Origin of the sequence: Uruburuella suis, from assembly GCF_022870845.1 — a bacterium.
Taxonomy (GTDB): Bacteria; Pseudomonadota; Gammaproteobacteria; order Burkholderiales; family Neisseriaceae; genus Neisseria; species Neisseria suis.
In genome coordinates this window covers 1347970-1371341 of the sequence record NZ_CP091507.1, presented here as the reverse complement: position 1 = coordinate 1371341, position 23372 = coordinate 1347970, and the positions used below count along the sequence as shown (strand labels likewise).

The window sequence follows — 23372 nt, the reverse complement described above, 5'->3', positions numbered from 1 at the left end:
CGAATTCGCTTGTTTTTGCACCCGATTTTACGGAAAACATCATGCTTATCGAAGAAACCCGCCCCGAGGGCAGCTTTAACATCACCGCTTATCAGCCCGGCTGCATCGAAATCGACGGCCAAAGCTATGCGCATGCCGTGGTGCTGGGCGCGCACGGCATCACGGCATGCGCTCAGGCTGCAGCGGCCGATTTGTGCGCCGAAGATTTTCTGCCGGCCGAGGGCGGCATCTTGCCCGAAGTGATTATTGTGGGCACCGGCGAAAAACATGTGTTTCTGCACCCCAAAATCACCGCCGCGCTGGCGGCCAAAGGCATCGGCTTGGAAAGCATGTCCACCGCGGCCGCCTGCCGCACGGTAATGGTGCTGCAAGGCGAAGGCCGCCGTGTGTGGGCGTGGTTGTGGCCGTAAACACAGGTTAAATCCGCTGCGCCTACGCAACTTTCTGCTTCATCAAACCGTCACACATGCTCTCTACAATGCCTGCATTATACCCATTCGAAAAAATAAGATAACAAGGCGGCGAGCCGAAGACAGTACACCTAGTACGGCAAGGCGAGACAACGCAGTTAGGTTATTTTTTCGAATGGGTATTATTCAGATTAACCGGCGGGCAAACCGCACAAGGAGCATTCATGCAACACCGCAGACGACAAAGCATTTTCCAAGCCGCCAAGCGCGCTTTCAATGCCCACCATCCCAAACCCGAGCACCGCGCCAAACCGGTGCAGGCCGTATCAGGCCGCTGAGCACGGCTTTTGCCATGCCCGTCGGCATACCGCAAATATTATTCCAATCAAACCGCCTGCGCCAAATGCCGGGCGGTTTGATGTTAACAGCGAAGAAAAGGCAAACTTACTATCTTCATCCGCAGGTGTGGTTTACCGGCCGAAAGCCGCAAACCACGCGCATCGGCGCATGCCGTCTGAAAAGTAAATTTCCGTAAAGCGGCTGTTGTTTTCATAGAGCCGCCTCATATAAATCAGTATGCTGCCAACAGCGCCTGCCGCCCTTCATAGCTTTTCATAATGGCGATTATTTGAACTACAAATTATCCGCACCGGCAACACCCGCTATAATGGCTGCATTCGTTTTGATATTCTTTCCACCACCTTCATTAGGAGCAAATAAATGGCTTTAGTAGATCATACCGGCAAACCCGTACCGAGCTGCACTTTCCACACCCGCGTGGGCGATTCTTGGAAAGACATCACCACCGATGAGCTTTTCAAAGGCAAAAAAGTGGTTGTGTTCTCATTGCCGGGCGCATTCACCCCCACCTGCTCTTCCAGCCACCTGCCCCGCTACAACGAGCTGGCCAAAGCATTTAAAGAAAACGGCATCGACGACATCTTGTGCGTTTCTGTAAACGACACTTTCGTGATGAACGCTTGGGCTGCCGATGAAGAGTCTGACAACATCACCATGATTCCCGATGGCAACTGCGAATTCACCGAAGGCATGGGCATGCTGGTCGACAAAAACGACTTGGGCTTCGGCAAACGCTCATGGCGCTACTCTATGCTGGTCAACGACGGCGTGGTAGAAAAAATGTTTATCGAGCCGGAAAAAGAAGGCGACCCCTTTGAAGTTTCCGATGCCGACACCATGCTGAAATATGTCGCGCCCGAATGGAAACCGCAAGAATCCATCGCCATTTTCACCAAACCCGGCTGCCAATTCTGCGCCAAAGCCAAAAAATCTTTGGATGAAAAAGGCTTGGCTTACGAAGAAATCGTGTTGGGTAAAGATGCCAGCGTGGTATCTGTGCGCGCCATCACCGGCAAAGTAACCGCCCCGCAAGTGTTTATCGGCGGCAAATACATCGGCGGCAGCGAAGAGCTGGCAGCTTATTTGGCTCAACACTAATCTTTCCGATTAGCAGATAAAACCAGATGCGGGCGGCGCTTCATGTCGCCCGCCTGAGCAGCCTCAAAGGGTTATTCAGACAGTACTTATCGCATGATGGGCGCTGCCTGAATAACTCTTTTTAGTAAATACTTTTTAACATTGCCATTGGCTAATGCAGCCATAGCAAACACAAACAGGCCGTCTGAAACGGCTTGGCACGAAAGGAAAACCCATGAAAAAAATCCAGGCCGATGTGGTAGTGATTGGCGGCGGCACCGCCGGCATGGGCGCATTCCGCGCCGCGCGACAACACACCGATAATGTTTACCTGATTGAGAGCCATGTGTTCGGCACCACCTGTGCCCGCGTGGGCTGCATGCCTTCCAAGCTTTTGATTGCAGCGGCCGAAGCCCGCTATCACGCGCTGCACACCGACCCTTTCGGTGTGCACCTGGATAAAAGCAGCGTAACGGTAAACGGCGAAGAAGTGATGCATCGCGTGAAATCCGAACGCGACCGCTTTGTCGGCTTTGTGCTAAGCGATGTGGAAGAATGGCCGGCCGACAAACGCATTATGGGCGAGGCCAAATTCATCGATGAACACACCGTGCAAATCGACGACCACACCCAAATCAGCGCCGAGCGTATTGTGATTGCCACAGGCTCACGCCCGGTGATTCTGCCGCAATGGCAGGGCTTGGGCGACAAGCTCATCATCAATGACGATGTGTTTTCATGGGACACTCTGCCCAAAAGCGTGGCCGTGTTCGGCCCGGGCGTGATTGGTTTGGAAATCGGCCAAGCCTTGCACCGCTTGGGTGTTAAAGTGCACATTTTCGGCTTGGGCGGCTTTTTGGGCGGTATTTCCGATCCGGTGGTGCTGGAAGAAGCCAAGAAAGTGTTTGGCGAAGAGCTCACCATGAATCTGGATGCCCAAAGCGAAGTGAAGCTTGATGCCGAGGGCAATGTCGAAGTGCATTGGCAGGAAGGCAGCGAAAGTGGCGTGTTCACCGCCGAATATATGCTCGCCGCCGTGGGCCGCCGCCCCAATGTGGACAAACTCGGCCTGGAAAACCTGAGCATCGAGCTTGATGAGCGCGGCGTGCCCAAAGCCGACCGCCTCACCATGCAAACCAGCATTGCACATATCTTTATCGCAGGCGATGCATCCAACCAGCTGCCGCTGCTGCACGAAGCGAGCGATCAGGGCAAAATCGCCGGCGAAAATGCAGGCGCTTATCCGAATATCAGCAAGGGTTTGCGCCGCAGCACCATCGGCGTGGTGTTTACCAGCCCGCAAATCGCCACCATCGGCATGCGTTTTGCCCAAGTGGAAGCACGTTATAAAAACATGGAATGCGTGGCCATCGGCGAAGTGTCGTTCCACAATCAGGGCCGCAGCCGCGTGATGCTGGTCAACCAAGGCAAGATGCGCGTGTATGCCGAACAAGGCACGGGCTTGTTTATCGGCGCAGAAATCATCGGCCCCGCCGCCGAGCATCTGGCACATTTGCTGGCTTGGGCGCATCAGCTGAAAATGACCATCCCCCAAATGCTCGACATGCCTTTCTACCACCCGGTAATCGAAGAAGGCTTGCGCACGGCTTTGCGCGATGCCAATAGCAAGCTCAAGCTCGGCGATAAAGCAGCAGCAGAATGCCGCGAATGCCCGGGCGAATAAACCGCAAACCTGCAAACACGCTCTAAACACACACACGCATCAGGCCGTCTGAAAATATTTCAGACGGCCTTTTTCTTTTGCCGCACAACATCACGACACCCAAAACATCCCGTTTGCCCGAAGTCAGTCGGCTCGAGAGCGAAAATGTTCAGACGGCCTTGCAAAAGGCCGTCTGAAAAGTATTGAAAATGCCGGTTTGAATCAGCTGTACAAACAACACAAAGCAGGCCGTCTGAAACATTCAGACGGCCTGCTTGCCTATTGATGCAAAATAAACTTTTTAAGCAACGATCAACGCACTTTCATGCCCACGCGGCTCATATCGCCGAAGTTCATCCAAATGAAAAATGCCTTGCCCACAATCAGTTGGTCGCTGACAAAGCCCCAATAGCGGCTGTCTTCACTGTTATCGCGGTTGTCGCCCATCATGAAATAATGGCCTTCGGGCACGCTGCAACGAAACCAAGAGCCGTCTTCCGCATATTCACAATTGCTGCGAAACGGAAATTCGGCGCGCACGCCTTGCGGCAGAAAGCTCGGCTGCTCCGGCATTTTCAAAATGTCGAAACTGTGGCCGTTGATGGTTTCACGATACGCTTCGGTGGCGATGGTGATTTGGCCGTATTGGCGGGTGTTTTCCGTGTAGCTCAAGGGGCCGACGGGATGGTCTTCCACCACTTTGCCGTTGATGCTCAACACCTTGTTTTTATATTCAATCAAATCGCCCGGCACGCCGATGGCGCGTTTGACGTAATTGATTTTGGTGTTTTCCGGATAGTTGAACACCACCACATCGCCACGCCCCACTTCGCCGGTGGCCACGAGCACGTTGTTGATAATCGGCATGCGGATGCCGTATGAAAATTTGTTTACCAAAATAAAATCGCCCACCACCAAATTCGGGCGCATCGAGCTGGAAGGAATCTGGAAAGGCTCGGCCACAAACGTGCGCAACACAAACACAATCAGAATAATCGGAAAAAAGCCACTCATATAATCGGTGAAATGGTTGCCGTCGGTGTGTGCCTGGTTTTTCAGACGGCGTTTGTGCAGCAGCCACACCGCGCCGGTGAAGAGCACGAAAATCAGCAGCACGGCGGTAAAGCTCATGGCGGCCGAGAGCAGGCCGAACACGCCCACCATCATCAAAAGATAGCCCCATTGCAGGCCGCCGCTCCATTCACCATTGGCTTCGCGCTCTTTGCTGCTGCGCAAAAACATCACCACGCCGGCAATCAGGGCGCCGATGGCTGCCAAAATCAAGGTATTGCTCATTATTTATCCCCCACTTGCAAAATCGCCAAGAAAGCGCTTTGCGGAATTTCCACATTGCCCACTTGTTTCATGCGGCGTTTGCCGGCTTTTTGTTTTTCCAACAGCTTTTTCTTGCGGGTGATGTCGCCGCCGTAACACTTGGCCAACACGTTTTTGCGCAAGGCTTTCACATTTTCGCGCGCGATAATCTGGCTGCCGATGGAAGCCTGCACGGCAATATCGAACATTTGGCGCGGAATCAGCTCGCGCATTTTCGAAGCCAGCTCGCGGCCGCGGTGCACGGCGCTTTGGCGGTGCACAATCAGGCTTAAGGCATCCACTTTTTCGCCGTTAACCATAATATCGAGCTTAATCAGATCGGCGGGCTGGAATTCTTTGAACTCATAATCGAGCGAAGCATAGCCGCGCGAAGTGGATTTGAGCTTGTCGAAGAAATCCATCACCACTTCGTTCATCGGCAAATCATAAGTGAGCATCACTTGGCGGCCGAGGTATTGCATGTTTACCTGCACGCCGCGCTTTTGGTTGCACAGCGTCATCACATTGCCCACATATTCTTGCGGCGTGAGGATGGTGGCGGTGATAATCGGCTCGAAAATGGTTTCGATGCTGCCGATCTCGGGCAGCTTGGAGGGGTTTTCCACCTCGATTTTTTCACCGCTTTTGAGCAACACTTCATACACCACCGTGGGCGCGGTGGTGATTAAATCCATATCGAATTCGCGCTCGAGCCGCTCTTGCACGATTTCAAGGTGCAGCAAGCCCAAAAAGCCGCAGCGGAAACCAAAACCCAAAGCCTGCGACACTTCCGGCTCGAATTTCAGCGAAGCATCGTTTAATTGCAGCTTTTCCAGCGCATCGCGCAAGGCTTCGTAATCGTGGCTTTCCACCGGATACAGCCCCGCAAACACTTGCGATTGCACCTCTTGGAAGCCCGGTAGCGGCTCGGCGGCAGGCTTGGCGGTGTGGGTAATGGTGTCGCCCACTTTGGCCGAGCCCAGCTCTTTCACGCCGGTAATCAAAAAGCCCACTTCGCCGGCTTTTAATTCGGCTTTAGGCACCGATTTGGGGGTGAACACGCCCAGCTGCTCCACCTGCGTTTCCGCACGGGTGCTCATAAAGCGCGCTTTGTCTTTCAGCTTGAGGGTGCCGTTTTTAACGCGGATCAGCATCACCACACCGACATAGTTGTCAAACCACGAGTCGATAATCATTGCCTGCAAAGGCGCTTCTTCGTCGCCTTGCGGCGGCGGCACTTTTTTCACGATTTCTTCCAGCACATCTTCCACACCCAGGCCGCTTTTGGCCGAGCAGGTTACCGCGCCCACGGCATCGATGCCGATAATGTCTTCGATTTCTTGCGCCACGCGGTCGGGGTCGGCGGCGGGCAAGTCGATTTTATTGAGCACCGGCACCACTTCCACGCCCAAATCGATGGCGGTGTAGCAGTTGGCCACGGTTTGCGCTTCCACGCCTTGCGAGGCATCCACCACCAAAAGCGCCCCTTCGCAAGCGGAAAGCGAGCGCGACACTTCATAAGAAAAATCGACGTGGCCGGGGGTGTCGATCAGATTGAGCTGATACACTTCGCCATCGCGCGCCTTATAGTTCAAAGCCGCAGTTTGCGCCTTGATGGTGATGCCGCGCTCTTTTTCGATGTCCATCGAATCGAGCACCTGTGTGCTCATTTCACGCAGATCGAGGCCGCCGCAATATTGGATAAAGCGATCGGCCAGCGTGGATTTGCCGTGGTCGATATGGGCGATAATGGAGAAATTGCGGATATTTTTCATCTTGTTGTGGGGTGTCCGAAAGGAAGTGGGCAAGGCTGTTTGAATGTTTTCAGACGGCCTGGATAAACTCAAAGCAAATAGCTGCATATTCTAGCCTAAAAACGGGCTTTGGGCTAATGTTCGCCATCGCTTTTCTGCCGTAAAACCGATAAAAAATTAAAACAGCCGGCGCGGCCTGATGGTTTTGGCGGTATTTTGCCGCAGGCAGACAAAAGGCCGTCTGAAACTTTTTTCAGACGGCCTTTTATTGACCAAACAAACTTTACTGCCCGCCGTTATCCACTTTTTGCGCGCCCTGCTTTTGTTTGATGTTTTTTTGCAGATAAGCCAGCAAGCCGTCGAAAGTGGTGTTGGCTTGATTTTGCAGCAGCAACTGGCGCGCTTGCGGCAATTGCTCGGCCAGATTGGCCGGCGGTTTGATGGCCTGCACTTCCATCAGCACCGGTGCCGGCAGACCTTCGAGCAACACATAGGCAGGTTTGCCGCCGGCCGGCCGCGCTTTCATCAGCTGGCTGTAGGCTTCGGGCGGCATAGATTGGCGCGCCTGCTCGGCGCTCAGCTGCGACACCGGCGACCAAGCCAGCGCGGGGCTTTCACCGGATTGCAAATCCACCAGCGTTTGCTTAGCTTTGGCTTCGGCCAGCTTGCCGGCTTCGCTTTGCAGATAGGCTGTGCGCACATGCTCTTTGGCTTTTTCGAAAGTTTCCACCTCCGCCGGGCGCACTTCTTTGGCACGCACCACCCACACGGTGTTTTCGCCCACGTTTATCGGCTCGGAATTGTGCTTTTTCTTCAACACTTCATCGCTGAAAATGGTGTTGATCAAATCATCGGGCATGCCGGCGGCCTTGCCGTTTTCACGGGTGAGCCATTCATCGGGCGCTTCGAGCTTGAGGCCGGCGGCTTTAGCCACAGCAGCGAGGCTTTCGGGATGGTTGAAAGCTTCTTCGGCCAGCTTTTCTTTGGCCAGATTAAAAGCTTGGGCGGCTTTGCGCTGCTTGATTTCGGCTTCAAGACGGGTTTTTTCCTGCGCAAACACGGGCGCATCCTGCGTGTTGAGCACGGTGATGATGTGATAACCGTAATCGGTTTTCACCACGTCGCTGATTTGGCCTTTTTGCAGGCTGAAAGCGCTGTTTTCAAACGCTTCGCCCAAGCCGCCGTCTTTGGCGACATAGCCCAGATTGCCGCCTTTATCGGCAGAGGCCGGATCTTTGGAATATTGCTTGGCCAACGCGGCAAAATCGGCGGGCTTGGCCTTCACTTGTGCCAACACTTTTTCCGCTTCGGCTTTGGCGGCTGCATCGACGGCAGCTGAGGCATCTTGCGGCACGGGGAAGAAAATATGCGCCACTTCGCGCTTGGGCGCGGCGGCGGCGTTTTCCTGCTCAAAGGCTTTTTGCAGCTCTTCTTCGCTCACGCTTTGCTTGGCGGCCAGATCTTGGCTGCTCAGCGCCACATATTCGATTTTAACGGCTTCGGGAATGGTGTAGTCTGCCTGATGCGCATCATAATAGCTTTTGAGCGCGGCATCGGTGATTTTCACTTGCGCGGCAAAGGCTTGCGGGCTGAAGGTGAAGCTGCGTATGGTGCGCTCCGACTGCATCAGATTGACCAGCTGCGCGGCTTGCGCATCGCTCACCAAGGTGCCGTTTTGCACCAGGTTCATCAGGTTTTGCAAGGCAAATTGCTGGCGGATTTCTTCAACAAATTGATCTTCGTTCATGTTGCGCTGGCTCAGATATTGGCTGAACATCGCCTGGCTGAATTTGCCGGAGGCATCGTGAAAGCCGGGATCATCGACAATAATCTGCTTGATTTGCTCGTTCGACACGCTGATGCCCATCATTTTTGCGCCCTGAATCAGATAAGCGCGTTGCAGCAGCGAATTGAAAATCACATCGCGCCCGCTGTTGTCGCCTGCGGCTTGGGCATTTTGCAGCGCAACATTGAGCGCATGGTCGCTGATTTTTTCATCGCCCACTTTGGCAATATAATCGGAGCCGGGCGCGGCCACGGTGCTCACGCCGAAGCCGACAAAAGTCAGCGCGATTAAGCCCAGCAGCACTTTGGCCGGGCCGTTGTATTTTTCGATAGAGGCAAACATGGTTGTCTTTAATAAGGTGCGGTAAAAAATAAAAGCGCATTGTAGCGTGTTTTGCCTGATAAATCACCTTTGCGGCCAAACGATATATGCGCCTGCCGGCATCAAAACAGGCCGTCTGAAAGTTCAGACGGCCTGCGCAACGGTAAAACTTAATGCGGCATATTGTGCATCGGCATGCTGCTTTGCGCCGGCGTTTTCGTTTCTACGGTGATGGTTTTGGATTTGGCGTTTTTAAAACGCAAGGTGAGCGGGAATTTATCGCCCTCTTTCAGCGGCGCTTTGAGCCCCATCAGCATGATGTGGTAGCTGCCCGGCTGCAATACGATTTCCTGATTTTTGGGCAACGGCAGGCCGCCGACCACTTCGCGCATGCGCATCACGCCGTTGTCGTTGATGTGGTTGTGGATTTCCACGCGCTCGGCCACGGGCGTGCTGCCGCCGAGCAGCACATCGTCGGCTTTGCCTTCGTTTTCGATTTCCATAAACACACCGCCCATGCTCATGCCCGGCACAGTGGTGCGCGCCCAGGCATTATCGATATCGATGCCGGCGGCAAAAGCGGTTTGACAGGCACCAGCAAGTAAGAGTGCGGCCATCAGTTTCTTCATTATTTATTCCTTTCAAATGATTGTTTATTACAAATCGCTTATACATCGAAAGGCCGTCTGAAACCTTGATGCAGGTTAAACACTATAGTGTGCTTTCAGACGGCCTTAACTTTAATTTGAACTGCCCCCACAATCTTGGACATTTTTAAGCCACTAAATCAATCATTCTTCAAGCGGCGGTTGCAAACTGGGTTCTGTATGCCACAGGACTCAGTTTTTTCAATTTCAAACTCAATCTTTCATGGTTGTAGTAGCGGATATACTCGTGTATTTCCGCTTCCAATGCCTCTATCGAAGCAAATGTGCGGTTGTGGAAGCATTCCGTTTTCAGCACCGCAAAAAAGCTCTCCATCGGCGCATTGTCCCAGCAGTTGCCTTTGCGCGACATGCTTTGGGTGATTTCGGCTTCTGCCAATTGCGCGCGGTAGGCGCGGCAGCGGTAGAGCACGCCTTGGTCGGAGTGCAGCATCGGCTTTTGCGCGCCCAGTTGCGCCGCGGCCTGCGACAGCATGGTGGCCACCATTTCGCTGTTGGGGCGGCGCGATAGGTGGTAGCTGCGGATTTCGCGGTTATACAGGTCCAGTATCGGCGACAGATACAGCTTTTGGCCGTCGCATTTAAACTCGGTCACATCGGTCAGCCACTTTTCATCGGGCTTCTCGGCGCTGAAGTTGCGATTCAGCAGGTTTTCGGACACTTCGCCCATGGCCGGCGGGTAGTATTTGCGCTTCTCTCGGACAATGGCTTTCAGATTCATTTTCTTCATCAGCCGTTCTGTTTTTTTCTTGTTCCACGATAAGGCGGCGGCAATGCGGCGGGCGCCGTAACGGCCTTTGTGTTGGTCGTAAACGGCACGAACGGTTTGCATGTCGGCCAGGTCTTTGTCGGGCTTCTGGTTGCGCTTCCGGCTGAAGTAAAAGCTACTTCGCTCCATCTTTGCGGCAGGGAGCAGGTATTTGAGGGGATGGTTTGCCCTTAATGCTTCGATGATTTGCGCTTTTTTGGCGTTGCTGTCTTCTGAGGAAAAAGGGCTTCGAGCTTTTTTAGATAGGCGACCTCTGCTCTGAGGTAGCCCACTTCTTGCAATAGCTCATCCTGTGTTTTTTCTTTATCGGGTTTGTCGGCAATAAAGGGGTTGGTTTTTTTGTCGGCCATGGCTTGGGGATGCTCGAGTGCCGCGAGTCCGCCTTGCTCGTAGGCGGCAATCCAGCGGCGTAGGTGGGTGCGGGACATTCGAAATGCGTCGGCGGTGAGCTGCTGGCTTCGAATGCAATAGTAATGCATAACGGCTTGGTATTTGAAGTCTACGGTATATTTGTTCATAAGAAAACTGCACCTTTATGGGTTGGATGGGGGTGTCCAACTTTTGGGGTGCAGTTCAATTTTCAGACGGCCTTAAAAAAGGTTAAGCCCGTATTCGCGCCACAAAGCCATCAGCCACAGCAGCGCCAAAAGCACCAGCGCCAAGGTTTGCGCTGCCGAGCCGGCATCTTTGGCGCGCTTGGCCAATTCATGTTGCGCGGTGGAGGTGTGGTCCACAGCGGCTTCGATGGCGGTGTTGACCAATTCGACAATCAGCGAAATAAACGAGGCAGTGATCAGCATCATGCGCGAGGCGGGGCCGAAATCGAGCACAAAGGCGAGCACCAGCAAAGCGCCGTTGAGCCACACCAATTGGCGGAAGGCGCTTTCGTAGCGGTAGGCCGAGCAAAAGCCGTCTTTGGAATAGCCGGCAGCGTTGAAAATGCGGCGCACGCCTTTTTTGCCCTTCACTTGCTGAGCGTAAGATTCTCGGGTCATGATGATGTGCTTCCTATGATGGCCATAATCCATAAAATTGCCAGCGCGGCGAGCATGATGTATTGCGCGGCCGAGCCGACATCTTTGGCGCCTTTTGCCAAGGCGTGCTGCTCTTGCGAAGTGTGGTCCACCGCCGCTTCGATGCCGGTGTTGAGCAATTCCACCACAATCGAAACAAACGAAGCCAGCACCAAAATCATGCTCACGGCCAAACCGAAGCCGGCAAAGCATAAAATCAGCATCAAAGCACCGTGCAGCCACAAAAGCTGGCGGAAGCCCGGCTCGGCACAGGCAAAGCGCACGCCGTGGCAGGAATAGCCCAGCGCGTTGGCGATGCGGCGCCAGCCGCGTTTGCCTTTCATTTTTTCGGCATAAGTTTTGGGCGTGTACATATTCAGACGGCCTTTATGCTTCAGCCCAAGCGGCCACGGCATCGGCAAAATGCGCAGCCACATCAAAGCCTTTTTGCTTCATGATTTCCTGAAAGCCGGTGGGGCTGGTCACGTTTACCTCGGTGAGGTGCTCGCCGATGATATCGAGCCCGGCGAGCAAAATGCCGCGCCGCACCAATTCGGGCGCGAGCGTTTCGGCGATTTCGCGATCGCGCGCGCTCAATTCCTGCGCCACGCCGCGGCCGCCGGCGGCTAGGTTGCCGCGCGTTTCACCGTTTTGCGGAATGCGTGCCAGGGCAAACGGCACCACTTCACCGCCAATCACCAACACGCGCTTGTCGCCGTGCACGATTTCGGGAATATAGCGCTGCGCCATGATGGTGCGTGTGTCGAGCTGCATCAGGGTTTCGAGTATGCTGCCGATATTGGGGTCGGCCTCGGTAAGGCGGAAAATGCCCATGCCGCCCATGCCGTCGAGCGGCTTCACGATGATGTCGCCGTGTTCGGCCAAAAAGGCGCGCACATCGGCGCTGCGGGTGCTCACCAGCGTGGGCGCGGTGAAGCGGCTGAAATTCAGAATCGCTAATTTTTCGTTGAAATCGCGCATGGCCTGGCCGCTGTTGAACACTTTTGCGCCCTGCTCTGCCGCCAGCGTGAGCAGCTGGGTGGCATAAAGATATTGCATGTCAAACGGCGGGTCGGTGCGCATAATCACGGCATCGTAGTGATGCAGGGCTTTTTGCGCTTTGGCACTTTCGGCAAACCAATGGTGGTCGTCATCGCTTTGGGCGCCGATAAATTCAAACGCGGCCGCTGCGGCCACCACTTCGCCGCCGGCCACCGATAATTCGCTGCTGAGCGTGTGTGAAAGCTGCCAGCCGCGCGCGGCCATTTCGCGCATCATGGCATAAGTGGTGTCTTTATAGGTTTTGAATGTCGCCATTGGGTCGGCGATAAACAGGATATTCATGGTGTGTCCTGGTTGGGTAAGGGGCTTATCATACAGGGCTTTAAGGCCGTCTGAAAGCGGGGCGGCAGAAAAGGAAACTCATGCATCCGGCCGGCAAACAACTGCTTTTAAAGTGGGCAAAACACAGCAAACAGGCCGTCTGAACGTTGCGCGTTCAGACGGCCTGCTTTCAGCTCAAATCCACTTCGATATTGTCGATCAGGCGGGTTTTGCCCAAACGTGCGGCGGCGAGTATCACCACTTGTTTGTCGCCGGCATGCGCCACTTCGAGGCTGCCGGCGTGGCGCACTTCGATGTAGTCCACCACCCAGCCCGATTGCACCAAGGCCGCCGTGGCGGCGTTTTCCAGCCCGGCATAATCAAGGTTGCCCGCTTTGATGGCTTCGGCCATGATGCACAGCTCGCGGTAAAGGTGCGGCGCTTCGGCGCGCTCGGTTTCGCTCAGATATTGGTTGCGGCTGGATAATGCCAGGCCGTCGGGCGCGCGGCCGGTGTCTACCGGCACGATTTCGATGTTGACATTCAAGTCTTCCACAAAGCCTTGAATCACCGCCAATTGTTGGTAATCTTTTTTGCCGAAGCAGGCCAGTTGCGGCTCGACGATATTGAAAAGTTTGCTCACCACCGTGGCCACGCCGCGAAAATGGCCGGGGCGGAATTTGCCGCACAATTCGTTTTGCAGATTGGGCGGCTCCACGTTGTAGCGCTGCGCCACGTGCGGATAGAGCGCTTTTTCATCGGGCGCAAATACCACCGCCACGCCCTCGCCTTTGAGTTTGTCGGCATCTTGCTGCAAGGTGCGCGGATATTGGTCGAAATCTTCGCCTTGGCCGAATTGCAGCCGGTTGACGAAAATGCTCACCACCACGTTGTCGGCGCGTTTTTTGGCTTCGCGCACCAGCGCCAGATGGCCCTCGTGCAGATTGCCCATGGTGGGCACAAAGGCCACGGTGCCGGCGCTTTTGCGCCATTGGCGTAATTCTTGGATGGTATGGATGATTTGCATTTTGAAAACTTTCTTTACACCATTGTCGATTCAACGGCTGTTTAAATCTGAAATAGCGGATTGATTGTGCTGACGATAACGCCAAGCTATTTCTTCTGCTTCAATGACGCCCAAACTACCGCCATTTCGCAAGCCGGTCAGTTGTGCCACATTCTTTTTCATTAATAAAAATTCAGGCGGCATCAAACGCTCAGCAGGGAATTTCTCGATTTTCTCCAAACATATTTCTTCATACAGCATCAAAACTGCCATGAAACGGCTTTGAGGGATGAGATAAAGGCGCCAACGCCACATCAAATCGTTACCAACAGTAAATGCGGCAACCACCGCCTCATAATCCGCCACAGGATAAAGCTTCGGTTGTTTACGATGCGGGCCTGTGTGTTCGGTATAAGAAAACGCTTTTTCCTGCGGCAGCCATTCAAACTGAAACCAGCTTTTCAGGCTGAAAACCATATAATAAAACGGCAACCCCGACACGCTGCCCAGAAGTATCCATTTCCAAAGCGGCCAACTTGCCAGCTTTGCGCTTGCAGCCAGCTTCATCATGCCGCTATTTCCTCTGCGGCCTAGCATCATCCGCCCGACAAACGTCAGCATCAAAAACCACGCACCCAAGGCCATTTTAAAGCGGGCGCGTCGGCTTTGGGTGCTACGCAGTATAAAGAAAGCAGTCATTTATTTATGCTTGAAATGTATGCTCTGCTGCCGGGAAAGTTTGCGCTTTCACCGCATCCACATAAGCTTTCACCGCCGCCTGTATGCTGGTTTGCCCCTGCATAAAGTTTTTCACAAATTTGGCGGTTTTGCCGGGAAACACGCCCAGCATGTCGTGCATCACCAGCACTTGGCCGTCGCAATCCACGCCGGCGCCGATGCCGATGGTGGGGCAGCGCAGGCTTTCGGTCACGCGACGGCCCATTTCGGCGGGCACGCATTCCATCAGCACAATCGCCGCGCCAGCTTCATCGTGCGCTTTTGCATCGTTCATCAGTGCCGCCGCTTTGTCGCCCTTGCCTTGCACGCGGTAGCCGCCGAAAGCGTGCACCGATTGCGGCGTGAGGCCGATGTGGGCGCACACGGGAATGCCGCGCAATTGCAGAAATTCAGTGGTTTCCGCCATCCACACGCCGCCCTCGAGTTTCACCATATGCGCGCCGGCGGCCATCAATTCGGCGGCAGCGGCAAAAGCCTGCTCTTTGCTTTGCTGATAAGCGCCGAAAGGCAGATCAGCCACAATCATGGCCTCTTTGCTGCCGCGTGCCACGGCGGATGTGTGGTAGCACATATCCTGCAGGCGCACCGGCAAGGTGGAAGCTTGCCCCTGCACGGCCATGCCGAGCGAATCGCCCACCAGCAACACATCCACGCCGGCCGCTTCCATCAGGCTGGCAAAGCTGGCTTCGTAGCAGGTGAGCATGGCGATTTTTTCGCCTTCGGTTTTCATTTTTTGCAGGGTGTTGACGGTAATCATGGTGTTCCTTATGTGTTCAGACGGCCAAACGGCAAACGCTTTGAATATGGCGCGGATTTGGGGTATTTCAATATTTCATACCAATCCAAAAAAATAACCTAACTTCGTTGTCTCGCCTTGCCGTACTAGTTGTACTGTCTGCGGCTCGCCGCCTTGTTAGCTTACTTTTTTGAATTGGTATCAGACGGCCTAAAGGCCGTCTGAATGCTCACACTTCATTCAAATTCAAATAATGGCGGCTGCCCTGCATATTGCTCATGGCGCGCAGCAGCATTTCAAAGTGATCGTCGTTGCCGGCAAAATCCATTTCATCGGCATTAGCAATCAGAAGCGGCGCGTTTTGGTAAAGGTGGAAAAAGCGCCGGTATTCATCGTGGATTTGTTGCAGATAGCCGGCGGGAAACAAATTCAACATGCCGCCGTTGCGCTTTTGCAGACGCTTTTGCGCCAATTCGTCGGAGGTTTGCAGATACACCACCAAATCGGGCACGGGATATTCGGGCATCACTTTGCGCTTCATTTCCCAAAACAGTGTTTGCTCGTTGCCCGGGTCGCCGCCTTTGAGCACGGTGGGCACGAAAATCTGGTCTTTTTCCAGCAAAAAATCCGCCACAATGCGGCCGTTTTTTTCTTCTTCGGTGTTGATCACCTCCACCGCTTCGGCGCGGCGCATCAGAAAATAAAGCTCGGTGGCCAGGCCGTGGTTGGCGGCATTGAGGTAAAACTGCTCCAGAAAAGGGTTGCGCTCGGGGCTTTCGGTGAGATAAAGCGCATTGAAATAGCCGGCCAAGCGCTGGCTCACTTCCGATTTGCCGCTGCCGATGGAGCCTTCTACAACAATATAACGATAATCCATGCCGGTTTCCTGTGTGACTGAAATTAAATGGGTGGAGAAAAAAGATCGATGCCGCTGCCGCCCAAGCGCTCAGCCAGCCCGGCGGCTGTGCCGTAGCTGCCAAGCGCATAATCGGGGGCGATTTCGGCCAAAGGCAGCATCACAAAGCTGCGCTCGTGCGCCCGCGGGTGCGGCAGCGTGAGCGCATCGCTGCTGTGGCGGCAATGGGCATAATCAATAATATCGAGATCGAGCGTACGCGGGGCATTGCGAAAGCTGCGTTCGCGCCCGAAAGCCGCTTCGATATCGTGCAGCGCGGCCAGTAAAGCTTGTGCCGAAAGCGTGGTGTCGATCAGGCACACGGCGTTGATGAAATCGGGCTGTTCGGCATAGCCCACCGGCGCGGTGCGGTAGAGCGAAGATATGCGCTGCACGGCAATTTGCGGATGCGTATCAATAGCTTGAAGTGCGGCCTGCACTTTTTCAGCCGGATTGTCCAGATTGCTGCCCAGCGCAATCACGGCGGTTTGCGGTGTATTCATGTTTCAGACGGCTTTTTAAAAAGGTTTGTAGCGTGCCAAATAAATCATCACCAGCACGCACACCATGCACAGCGCATAGCCTGCATTGGCTCTGCCCGAACGCGGCGCGGATTTAATGGCCACAATGCCGATGCCGATATACACCAACAGCAGCAACAGCTTCACGCCCAGCCAATCGGCATTGCCAAACGGGCTGAAATGGGTGATTTTCATCAGCCACAAGCCGGTGAAAAGCAACAAAGTGTCGTTAAAATGCGGCAACACCTTTAATATGCCCGCCAGCGGCTTTTCGGGGCGGGCAAAGCGCAGCCAGAAGCGCAGGTTGAATAAAATGATGGTGATGGCCACAAAAGTGATGTGGCTGTGTTTGACCAACAGATATTGCATGGTTTGGCTTTCCTTGTGTTTCTTTTCAGACGGCCTGTATTGTAACAAACATTCTTTATGCGTGAATCTTTTCCAGCACCAACAAATAAGGCGGCTGATTGCGCCGGTTGGCAAAGGCATAGCGCAGCACCGTGTATTGCTGCTGCGGCAGCGCCTGCGCCCAAGCTTCCACCGCTTCGGCTTCCTGCCGCCCCGCTTCGTGGCCGGGATAAAGCACCGCCAGAAGCAAACCGCCTGTTTGCAATAAATCCAGCGCAGCTTGAAGTGCAGCCAAGCTGGTGGCGGCTTTGGTGGTGCAGCTTTTTTCGCCGCCGGGCAGCCAGCCGAAATTAAACAGCGCGGCATGCAAAGGTTCGGCAATATATTGAGCCAAATGTTCGTGGCCGTCTGAAACCAATTGCACCCGGTTTGCCAAGCCCGCTGCTTTCAGACGGCCTTCTGTATTGGCCAGCGCCTGCGGCTGAATATCAAACGCCCACACTTTGCCCTTTTCACCCACGCATTCGGCCAAGAGCAAAGTGTCGTGCCCATTGCCCGCCGTGCCGTCGAGCGCGCGGCTGCCGTTGCTTAAAGCGGCGCGCAAAAGCTTGTGGGCAAAAGGGATGATGTTGTCGATTTGGTTCATGTATAGTGAAATGAATGAAAAACTGATACAGGCGCATATAACAAACCATGTACACAGAAGCCGTTTAAACCGCGTGCGTGGCTGCGCCACATACCTTACACACGCTTTGAGATTTCTTATTTTTGTATCCGTTTTTCTTTGATTTCACTATATTTTATTTCACTATTAAGAGGAATAAATAATCAAGCAGGCAGGCCGTCTGAAAGGTAAACGGTTTACAAACCCAGCTCGCGCAAAAAGCGGATATCGTCGGCCCAGCCCGATTTCACTTTCACCCACACTTTTAAAAACACTTTGGTGTCAAACAGCTTTTCCATATCCAGCCTGGCTTCGGTGGAGATTTTTTTCAGGCGCTCGCCGCCTTTGCCGATGAGGATGGCTTTTTGGCTGTCTTTATCCACCAACACGGCAATATAAATGCGGTAAAGCCCGCTTTCTTCCTCTTCAAACTGCTCCACTTCCACATTCATGGCATAAGGCAGCTCTTCGCCCAGATAGCGAAACAATTTTTCGCGCACGATTTCCATCGCCAGAAAGCGGCTCGATTTGTCGGTAACCATGTCTTCGGGATACATCGGAATGCTCTCGGGCAGAAAAGGCTTGAGTGTTTCCAAAAGATTGGCAATGCGCAAGCCGTGCTTGGCACTCACCACTTCCACGCCGGCAAAATCGAATTCGGCGCGCACTTCGGCGATAAAGGCATCGAGCGCGGTTTTGTCTTTGGCTTTGTCTTTATCGATTTTATTCACCACCAGCAACACCGGCGTGTGCTTGGGCAATTGCTTGAGCACCACGCGGTCGGCATCGGTGAAGCGCATCGCTTCCACCACAAACACAATCACGTCCACACCGCTGATGGCTTCGGTTACATTCAAATTCAGGCGGTCGTTGAGCGCGTTGCGGTGGTTGGTTTGAAAACCGGGCGTGTCGACAAACACGAATTGCGCCGTGTCATCGGTATAAATACCGGTTATTTTGTGCCGCGTGGTTTGCGCTTTCTTGCTGGTGATGCTGATTTTTTGGCCGATTAAATGGTTCATCAGCGTGGATTTGCCCACATTGGGACGGCCGACAATGGCCACAAAGCCACAGCGGTAGCCATTGGCATCGGGAAGTTGGAATTCATTGCTCATAGATTGCTCCTGTGTTTCAGACGGCCTTGATTGATAATAAACACCAAGGCCGTCTGAAATTATTTTTTGGCTTTTTTCAGCGGGCGGTTTAGCGCCAGCCACGCCAACGCTTCTTTGGCGGTTTGCTGCTCGGCGGCTTTGCGACTGCCTGCTTCGGCGCTGCAGATAAAGCCCAGCTCGCCCAAATCGCACGACACTTCAAAGCGCGCATCGTCGCCCTCGCCGGTTTGCTTTTCAATGCGGTATTTCGGCAAGGCCAGGCGGCGCGCCTGCAAGGCTTCTTGCAGCAGGGTTTTGGCATCTTTGCCCTGGTTTTTGAAATCCACCGTTTTCACCCGCGCGGCAAACAGGCGGCGCACCACTTGCTCGGCGGTGTTGAAATCGGCATCAAAGCTCACGGCGGCAAACACGGCTTCCAGCGCATCGGCCAAAATCGATGGGCGGTTGAAGCCGCCGCTTTTCAATTCGCCGGGGCCTAAAAAAAGCGCGTCGCCCATATTCATTTCGAGCGCGATTTCCGCCAGCACCGCTTCATTCACCAAGTTGGCACGCAGGCGCGAAAGCTCGCCTTCGCTCAATTTGGGAAAAGCGTCAAACAGCATTTTGGCCACGGCATAATCCAACACGGCATCGCCGATAAATTCAAAACGCTCGTTGTTGTCGCCGGAAAAGCTGCGGTGGGTGAGCGCGCGCACGAGCAGGCGCTGGTCGGCAAATGTATGGCCGATTGCGCGCTCTATTTGCACGAGCGCACGCATTTTTGCGGGATTGGTTTTCATGGCTGCTCCATCGGCAGCCCCAATTCTTTTCCGTGCTCGCGCCTGTGTTGGGGCGGCAAACGCTGAAAAGGGTTAAGGCTGGGTTAAACAATGCGCGCATTGTACCGTATTCACGCCGCTTCACCTACTTTTGCACGCACAGCGGTGCAGATGCCTATGGCGAAACAACTGGTTTCATATCGTGCAGCAAGTTTGTCGCTTGCGAAACGGTGTGAAACCAGTTGCTTGGCTGTGTTTGCCGGCAATCGGCAAAACATGCCGCCTTTAATCCGGCACAATGCCGCGCGCCTTGAGCAAGGCGCTTTTAAAATCTTCTTCATAATCTTTCTGCAAACCCGGAATCGGCGCCAGCTTGTCTTGCGTGCTCATTTTCAGCTGGTAAATAATCACTTCGTCGCCAAGATCGGCCAGCGGCGCTTCGGAGCCGGCTTCGGCGGCGATTTTTTGCAAAGTTTGCGTCAGGCTCAGCGTGGGTTCTTTGAGCCAATAAGGTTTGAGCAGCTCGAGCAATTCGTTTACGCGGTGGTTGTGCATGATTTTTCCTTTACCTGGATAATACCAATTCAAAAAAGTAAGCTAACAAGGCGGCGAGCCGAAGACAGTACAGATGGTACGGCAAGGCGAGACAACGAAGTTAGGTTATTTTTTCGAATTGGTATAAAGCCTGAATAGATGGCAAATATTGTCCACCATCCGGCCGGGGCAGACAAGCAGAAAAAGGCCGTCTGAACTTTTTTCAGACGGCCGCCTGATTAAAAAAAGGCCGTCTGAAACAGACGGTCTAAAGGTAGGCTACTACGCCTCACAAAATCGACAGCCACACAATCAGTTTCACCAACGAAGGCCCTGCCAGCACCATAAAGAGACCGGCCAAAATCATGGTGAGGCTGGCAATCACGCCCTCGTCGCTGTGGCGTTGGCCGGCGCGAAAGGTGCCAAAGCCGTGCGCGGCATTACCGAAAGCCGCACCGTTGGCCAAATGAAAGCGGAATTTGCCCCAAGCCAGCACAATATCGCCGAAAATCATGCCCACCAAGCCCGTCATCACAGTAAACAGCGACACCAGCGTGGCCGAGCCGTGAATCTGGTCGGCCAGCACAATCGCAAACGGTGTGGAAATCGAGCGCGCCATCAGGCTGTTGGTTACTTCTTCATTAAAATGAAACAGATGCGCCAACACAAAGGCGCTGCCCACGCCCACCACCATGCCCACCACCACCGCCGCGCCCAAAATCACCATCTGGCGGCGAATCACGGCGCGGTATTGGTAAATCGGAATCGCAAAAGCCACCGTGGCCGGCCCCAAAAGCGCCACAATCCAATGGGTGTAGGTTTGGTATTGTTCATAAGAAATGCCCAACGCCAGCATCAGCGCAATGGTGAGCACCGGCACGGTGAGCGCGGGCGAGCGCCACACCACTTGCTTGCGCGCATAGGCTTTTTTGGCCAGCCAATAAGCGGCCACCGTCCACACCAAGCAGGCCAAAGCAATTGCGTTCATCTTGTTATCCTATCTCGGTATTTCTGCTCAAGCGTGGCGGCGTTTGAACAAACGGCGGCGCCATTTATAGCAATAGCTCAAGGTCAACGCTGTGCTGAGCATCACCAGCACGGTGCCGACAAAAATGCACACCAGCAATTGCCAGCCCGAAGCGATAAACAAATCTTTGTATTTCACCACCGCCACGATAATCGGCAAAAAGAAAAACACCAATTCGCCCAACACGAATTTTGCGCCCTCTTCCACCGCTTCCATCTTCACCGCCCCGCTGCCGAGCAAAGCCAACATGATAAACAGCCCCACAATGCCGGGCGACACCGGCAGCGCCACCACGCGGCACACCAACACGCCGGCCAGCCACACCGCCATAATCAGCGAGAGCTGGCGCGCCAGGCGCACCCATTTGTGATGATATAAATAACTTACCGCACCCATGCGCATATTCAAGCCGGCCAACATAAATATTCCTTTAAATTCATCTATGACTTGATTATAGCCGTCTGAAAACGGCATAATATGAATAATTAAACAAATCATTATGCCGAATCGGAATAACCATGCCGGATTTCAAAAGCCTGCAATGCTTCACCGAGCTGGTGCAAAGCAAAAGCTTTTCCACCACCGCCGACAAACTCTGCCTCACCCAGCCCAGCGTGAGCAAAATCATCGCTGCGCTCGAAGCCGAATTCGGCGTGCCCTTGCTGGAAAAACACAGCGGCCGGCGCAAACGCAGCCTCGAGCCCACCGAAATCGGCCGCATCGTTTACCGCCACGCCCTCAGCCTGCTGGAGCAGCGGCGCGCCCTCTATCAGGAAATCGACGACTACCGTCAAGTGAAAACCGGCACTTTGCGCATCGGCATTTCGCTGCTCGGCAGCAATCTGCTCACCGGCGCACTTTTCCACTATCACCAGCGCTGGCCGCAAATCGAATTGGCCTTTCTCGAAGAAGGCGCCCACACCATCGAAAAAGCGCTGCTCGATAACGCGCTGGATGTCGGCGTGTTGCTCGAGCCGGTGGGCGATGCTTTCGAACACATCAACTTGTGCGACTATCCGCTGATGGTGGTGGTGCGCCGCGACAGCCCCGCCGCCAAAAAAAGCGCGCTGCCGCTGCGCGCGCTCAGGCACGAATCATTTGTGCTGTTTACCCAAAGCTTCGCCCTGAGCAACATCATCGACCAAGCCTGTCGCGGGCAAGGCTTCGAGCCCAATGTGGTGTGCCGCACCAGCCAATGGGATTTAATCATTAATATGGTGGCGCAAAACATGGGGCTCGCGCTTTTGCCCGCCTATTATGCCGACCGCCTCAACCCCGCCACCCACGCCGCCGTGCCGCTGATTGAGCCGGAAATCCATTGGCGGCTGGCGATGGCCTGGAAAAAACACCAACCGCCCACACCCGCGCTCAAAGCCTGGATCGGCGTGGTGCAGGAAAGCTTCGGGCAGGCGCTGTGAGAAAAATTAGGCCGTCTGAATACGTAGGTACGATTAGCGCAGCATAATCGTACGCATGCGAACTTGCTTGCCGTAAAAAAAGTCATACAGTACGCATGCAAACTTGCGTGCTGTAGCAAAAAGTTATGCAGGATAAGCTCATGCCTACGCATGAAAACCTGTGTGCCGTAGCTCATGCGTACGATTACGCCGCTTTGGCGGCTAATCGTACCTACGATATTCAGACGGCCTGTTTGATTCGATACCCCTAGGGTCTGTTCACAATTACTTGTCATAACATTGAATAAAAAGGAAAGCAGGTGTAAAAAGGGAGCTCTCACACAACCCTAATACACCTGCCATGCCCCGCACACTACTCAAAGATGAATACTGGACGAAGCTGTTGCCCATTCTGCGTGATTTGGGTGTTTATTGCAAACCCAATCTACGCCTGATTTTCGAAGGCATCCTATACAGAGTCAGAACCGGCATCCCTTGGCGCGATCTGCCCGAGTATTTCGGCAAACACCATACCGTTTACACGGCTTATAACCGTTGGTCGGCAAAAGGTATTTTTGCCGAAGCCTTAAAAAAGCTCAGCCAAGACTGTGATTTGGAATGGGTAGCCATAGATGGCAGCTATGTTCGGGCGCATCAACATTCAGCCGGCGCCTCATGGCTCAGCGAAGAAGAGGAACACGCAATCGGTATGAGCCGGGGCGGGATGACCAGCAAGATTCATCTGGCGGTAGACGTCTCAGGCAATCCGGTTGAGATTATCATTACTGCGGGCAATATCAACGATATCAGCGTTGCGCCGGAATTGCTTGATAACATCGATCTTGCCGGAACTGAGCTTGTGAATGCGGATAAGGGCTATGATTCAGACCGACTCAGGGAACAGATAGAGGAAAGTGGCGCGAAAGCCAATATTCCCTATAGAAAAGACAGGGAAGAGAAAAATAAAGACATGGACTGGTATCTTTATAAAATCAGGCACTTGGTGGAGAATACTTTTTGTCGTCTGAAACATTTCCGAGCGATTGCCAGCCGCTACGATAAGCTAAAGCGCAACTTCCACAGCACGGTTTTATTGGGATGCATTGTGATGTGGCTACCTTTATGACAAGTAATTGTGAACAGACCCTAGGGTCTGTTCACAATTCATCCGCGAGTAA

General features: G+C 53.8%; 26 protein-coding genes. 5 read left to right on the top strand and 21 right to left on the bottom strand.

The window, feature by feature from the left end; translation table 11 throughout:
- Positions 1 to 41 precede the first annotated feature (41 nt).
- The 3 genes from LVJ78_RS06145 to LVJ78_RS06135 all read left to right on the top strand — a co-directional run bounded on the left by LVJ78_RS06145 (position 42) and on the right by LVJ78_RS06135 (position 3531).
- Positions 42 to 410: an Mth938-like domain-containing protein gene (locus LVJ78_RS06145; protein WP_132954878.1), complete on the top strand. Its 369-nt coding sequence runs from the start codon at positions 42 to 44 to the stop codon at positions 408 to 410.
- Positions 411 to 1130: 720 nt separating this feature from the next.
- Complete coding sequence (locus LVJ78_RS06140; RefSeq protein ID WP_132954877.1) at positions 1131 to 1868, top strand: glutathione peroxidase; 738 nt, start codon at positions 1131 to 1133, stop codon at positions 1866 to 1868.
- Between the two features lie 214 nt (positions 1869 to 2082).
- Positions 2083 to 3531 carry a dihydrolipoyl dehydrogenase gene (locus LVJ78_RS06135; protein ID WP_132954876.1) on the top strand — a complete coding sequence of 483 codons (1449 nt, stop codon included), beginning with the start codon at positions 2083 to 2085 and terminating at the stop codon, positions 3529 to 3531.
- A 291-nt stretch (positions 3532 to 3822) separates the two neighbouring features.
- Here LVJ78_RS06135 and lepB read toward each other — a convergent pair whose 3' ends face one another.
- The 21 genes from lepB to LVJ78_RS06030 all read right to left on the bottom strand — a co-directional run bounded on the left by lepB (position 3823) and on the right by LVJ78_RS06030 (position 21217).
- Positions 3823 to 4806 (bottom strand): signal peptidase I, encoded by a 984-nt coding sequence (gene lepB, locus LVJ78_RS06130; protein WP_132954875.1) that lies wholly within the window; start codon positions 4804 to 4806, stop codon positions 3823 to 3825.
- Positions 4806 to 6599 (bottom strand): translation elongation factor 4, encoded by a 1794-nt coding sequence (gene lepA / locus LVJ78_RS06125; RefSeq protein WP_132954882.1) that lies wholly within the window; start codon positions 6597 to 6599, stop codon positions 4806 to 4808. Before lepA ends, lepB begins: the two co-directional genes overlap by 1 nt.
- Before the next feature lie 262 nt (positions 6600 to 6861).
- Positions 6862 to 8706: a SurA N-terminal domain-containing protein gene (locus tag LVJ78_RS06120; RefSeq protein ID WP_132954874.1), complete on the bottom strand. Its 1845-nt coding sequence runs from the start codon at positions 8704 to 8706 to the stop codon at positions 6862 to 6864.
- A 149-nt stretch (positions 8707 to 8855) separates the two neighbouring features.
- Complete coding sequence (locus LVJ78_RS06115) at positions 8856 to 9314, bottom strand: copper chaperone PCu(A)C (protein ID WP_132954872.1); 459 nt, start codon at positions 9312 to 9314, stop codon at positions 8856 to 8858.
- A 169-nt stretch (positions 9315 to 9483) separates the two neighbouring features.
- Positions 9484 to 10302 carry an IS3 family transposase gene (locus tag LVJ78_RS06110; RefSeq protein ID WP_244802605.1) on the bottom strand — a complete coding sequence of 273 codons (819 nt, stop codon included), beginning with the start codon at positions 10300 to 10302 and terminating at the stop codon, positions 9484 to 9486.
- On the bottom strand, positions 10290 to 10637 hold the full coding sequence (locus LVJ78_RS06105; RefSeq protein WP_132953617.1) for a helix-turn-helix domain-containing protein: 348 nt from the start codon (positions 10635 to 10637) through the stop codon (positions 10290 to 10292). The genes LVJ78_RS06110 and LVJ78_RS06105 overlap by 13 nt, the downstream gene beginning before the upstream one ends.
- 72 nt (positions 10638 to 10709) lie before the next feature.
- Entirely contained in the window at positions 10710 to 11114 is a 405-nt protein-coding gene (locus tag LVJ78_RS06100; RefSeq protein ID WP_132954856.1) for a diacylglycerol kinase, read from the bottom strand.
- Positions 11111 to 11506 carry a diacylglycerol kinase gene (locus tag LVJ78_RS06095; RefSeq protein ID WP_132954857.1) on the bottom strand — a complete coding sequence of 132 codons (396 nt, stop codon included), beginning with the start codon at positions 11504 to 11506 and terminating at the stop codon, positions 11111 to 11113. Before LVJ78_RS06095 ends, LVJ78_RS06100 begins: the two co-directional genes overlap by 4 nt.
- 13 nt (positions 11507 to 11519) lie before the next feature.
- Positions 11520 to 12476: a glutathione synthase gene (gene gshB, locus LVJ78_RS06090; RefSeq protein WP_132954858.1), complete on the bottom strand. Its 957-nt coding sequence runs from the start codon at positions 12474 to 12476 to the stop codon at positions 11520 to 11522.
- Positions 12477 to 12645: 169 nt separating this feature from the next.
- Positions 12646 to 13482, bottom strand: coding sequence for a pantoate--beta-alanine ligase (gene panC, locus LVJ78_RS06085; protein ID WP_132954859.1), 837 nt, complete (start codon positions 13480 to 13482; stop codon positions 12646 to 12648).
- A 30-nt stretch (positions 13483 to 13512) separates the two neighbouring features.
- Positions 13513 to 14160 (bottom strand): hypothetical protein, encoded by a 648-nt coding sequence (locus LVJ78_RS06080; protein WP_132954860.1) that lies wholly within the window; start codon positions 14158 to 14160, stop codon positions 13513 to 13515.
- Positions 14161 to 14164: 4 nt separating this feature from the next.
- On the bottom strand, positions 14165 to 14956 hold the full coding sequence (gene panB / locus LVJ78_RS06075; RefSeq protein WP_132954861.1) for a 3-methyl-2-oxobutanoate hydroxymethyltransferase: 792 nt from the start codon (positions 14954 to 14956) through the stop codon (positions 14165 to 14167).
- Between the two features lie 208 nt (positions 14957 to 15164).
- Positions 15165 to 15812, bottom strand: a complete 648-nt coding sequence (locus tag LVJ78_RS06070; protein WP_132954862.1) for a deoxynucleoside kinase — start codon at positions 15810 to 15812, stop codon at positions 15165 to 15167.
- A 23-nt stretch (positions 15813 to 15835) separates the two neighbouring features.
- Complete coding sequence (gene folK / locus LVJ78_RS06065; RefSeq protein ID WP_132954863.1) at positions 15836 to 16333, bottom strand: 2-amino-4-hydroxy-6-hydroxymethyldihydropteridine diphosphokinase; 498 nt, start codon at positions 16331 to 16333, stop codon at positions 15836 to 15838.
- A 15-nt stretch (positions 16334 to 16348) separates the two neighbouring features.
- Positions 16349 to 16720, bottom strand: coding sequence for a SirB2 family protein (locus tag LVJ78_RS06060; RefSeq protein WP_132954864.1), 372 nt, complete (start codon positions 16718 to 16720; stop codon positions 16349 to 16351).
- 55 nt (positions 16721 to 16775) lie between these two features.
- A complete protein-coding gene (mnmM, locus tag LVJ78_RS06055) occupies positions 16776 to 17345 on the bottom strand; it encodes a tRNA 5-(aminomethyl)-2-thiouridylate-methyltransferase MnmM (protein ID WP_132954865.1) in 570 nt (189 codons plus the stop codon).
- Between the two features lie 215 nt (positions 17346 to 17560).
- The gene (gene era / locus LVJ78_RS06050; RefSeq protein ID WP_132954866.1) at positions 17561 to 18478 is read right to left on the bottom strand and encodes a GTPase Era; all 918 of its coding nucleotides are present in this window, start codon (positions 18476 to 18478) and stop codon (positions 17561 to 17563) included.
- 59 nt (positions 18479 to 18537) lie between these two features.
- Positions 18538 to 19257, bottom strand: coding sequence for a ribonuclease III (rnc, locus tag LVJ78_RS06045; RefSeq protein WP_132954867.1), 720 nt, complete (start codon positions 19255 to 19257; stop codon positions 18538 to 18540).
- Between the two features lie 264 nt (positions 19258 to 19521).
- On the bottom strand, positions 19522 to 19791 hold the full coding sequence (locus LVJ78_RS06040) for a YihD family protein (RefSeq protein ID WP_132954868.1): 270 nt from the start codon (positions 19789 to 19791) through the stop codon (positions 19522 to 19524).
- 268 nt (positions 19792 to 20059) lie between these two features.
- On the bottom strand, positions 20060 to 20758 hold the full coding sequence (locus LVJ78_RS06035; RefSeq protein WP_132954869.1) for an LrgB family protein: 699 nt from the start codon (positions 20756 to 20758) through the stop codon (positions 20060 to 20062).
- 27 nt (positions 20759 to 20785) lie between these two features.
- A complete protein-coding gene (locus LVJ78_RS06030; RefSeq protein WP_243650406.1) occupies positions 20786 to 21217 on the bottom strand; it encodes a CidA/LrgA family protein in 432 nt (143 codons plus the stop codon).
- Positions 21218 to 21315: 98 nt separating this feature from the next.
- Between LVJ78_RS06030 and LVJ78_RS06025 the strand changes: the two genes are divergently transcribed.
- Both LVJ78_RS06025 and LVJ78_RS06020 read left to right on the top strand, forming a co-directional pair.
- On the top strand, positions 21316 to 22215 hold the full coding sequence (locus LVJ78_RS06025; protein ID WP_132954870.1) for a LysR family transcriptional regulator: 900 nt from the start codon (positions 21316 to 21318) through the stop codon (positions 22213 to 22215).
- Positions 22216 to 22555: 340 nt separating this feature from the next.
- Positions 22556 to 23320 carry an IS5 family transposase gene (locus tag LVJ78_RS06020; RefSeq protein ID WP_244802560.1) on the top strand — a complete coding sequence of 255 codons (765 nt, stop codon included), beginning with the start codon at positions 22556 to 22558 and terminating at the stop codon, positions 23318 to 23320.
- The last annotated feature ends 52 nt before the right edge of the window (positions 23321 to 23372 follow it).

Coding starts and splice junctions, on each gene's coding strand:
- LVJ78_RS06115 (WP_132954872.1), bottom strand. CDS start 9,314: ATGAAGAAACTGATGGCCGCACTCTTACTTGCTGGTGCCTGTCAAACC.
- LVJ78_RS06135 (WP_132954876.1), top strand. CDS start 2,083: ATGAAAAAAATCCAGGCCGATGTGGTAGTGATTGGCGGCGGCACCGCC.
- LVJ78_RS06020 (WP_244802560.1), top strand. CDS start 22,556: ATGCCCCGCACACTACTCAAAGATGAATACTGGACGAAGCTGTTGCCC.
- LVJ78_RS06035 (WP_132954869.1), bottom strand. CDS start 20,758: ATGAACGCAATTGCTTTGGCCTGCTTGGTGTGGACGGTGGCCGCTTAT.
- LVJ78_RS06080 (WP_132954860.1), bottom strand. CDS start 14,160: ATGACTGCTTTCTTTATACTGCGTAGCACCCAAAGCCGACGCGCCCGC.
- LVJ78_RS06070 (WP_132954862.1), bottom strand. CDS start 15,812: ATGGATTATCGTTATATTGTTGTAGAAGGCTCCATCGGCAGCGGCAAA.
- lepA (WP_132954882.1), bottom strand. CDS start 6,599: ATGAAAAATATCCGCAATTTCTCCATTATCGCCCATATCGACCACGGC.
- LVJ78_RS06095 (WP_132954857.1), bottom strand. CDS start 11,506: ATGTACACGCCCAAAACTTATGCCGAAAAAATGAAAGGCAAACGCGGC.
- panB (WP_132954861.1), bottom strand. CDS start 14,956: ATGATTACCGTCAACACCCTGCAAAAAATGAAAACCGAAGGCGAAAAA.
- lepB (WP_132954875.1), bottom strand. CDS start 4,806: ATGAGCAATACCTTGATTTTGGCAGCCATCGGCGCCCTGATTGCCGGC.
- LVJ78_RS06100 (WP_132954856.1), bottom strand. CDS start 11,114: ATGACCCGAGAATCTTACGCTCAGCAAGTGAAGGGCAAAAAAGGCGTG.
- panC (WP_132954859.1), bottom strand. CDS start 13,482: ATGCAAATCATCCATACCATCCAAGAATTACGCCAATGGCGCAAAAGC.
- LVJ78_RS06120 (WP_132954874.1), bottom strand. CDS start 8,706: ATGTTTGCCTCTATCGAAAAATACAACGGCCCGGCCAAAGTGCTGCTG.
- era (WP_132954866.1), bottom strand. CDS start 18,478: ATGAGCAATGAATTCCAACTTCCCGATGCCAATGGCTACCGCTGTGGC.
- rnc (WP_132954867.1), bottom strand. CDS start 19,257: ATGAAAACCAATCCCGCAAAAATGCGTGCGCTCGTGCAAATAGAGCGC.
- folK (WP_132954863.1), bottom strand. CDS start 16,333: ATGAATACACCGCAAACCGCCGTGATTGCGCTGGGCAGCAATCTGGAC.
- LVJ78_RS06105 (WP_132953617.1), bottom strand. CDS start 10,637: ATGAACAAATATACCGTAGACTTCAAATACCAAGCCGTTATGCATTAC.
- LVJ78_RS06145 (WP_132954878.1), top strand. CDS start 42: ATGCTTATCGAAGAAACCCGCCCCGAGGGCAGCTTTAACATCACCGCT.
- LVJ78_RS06025 (WP_132954870.1), top strand. CDS start 21,316: ATGCCGGATTTCAAAAGCCTGCAATGCTTCACCGAGCTGGTGCAAAGC.
- LVJ78_RS06030 (WP_243650406.1), bottom strand. CDS start 21,217: ATGTTGGCCGGCTTGAATATGCGCATGGGTGCGGTAAGTTATTTATAT.
- LVJ78_RS06060 (WP_132954864.1), bottom strand. CDS start 16,720: ATGCAATATCTGTTGGTCAAACACAGCCACATCACTTTTGTGGCCATC.
- gshB (WP_132954858.1), bottom strand. CDS start 12,476: ATGAATATCCTGTTTATCGCCGACCCAATGGCGACATTCAAAACCTAT.
- LVJ78_RS06140 (WP_132954877.1), top strand. CDS start 1,131: ATGGCTTTAGTAGATCATACCGGCAAACCCGTACCGAGCTGCACTTTC.
- mnmM (WP_132954865.1), bottom strand. CDS start 17,345: ATGAACCAAATCGACAACATCATCCCTTTTGCCCACAAGCTTTTGCGC.
- LVJ78_RS06040 (WP_132954868.1), bottom strand. CDS start 19,791: ATGCACAACCACCGCGTAAACGAATTGCTCGAGCTGCTCAAACCTTAT.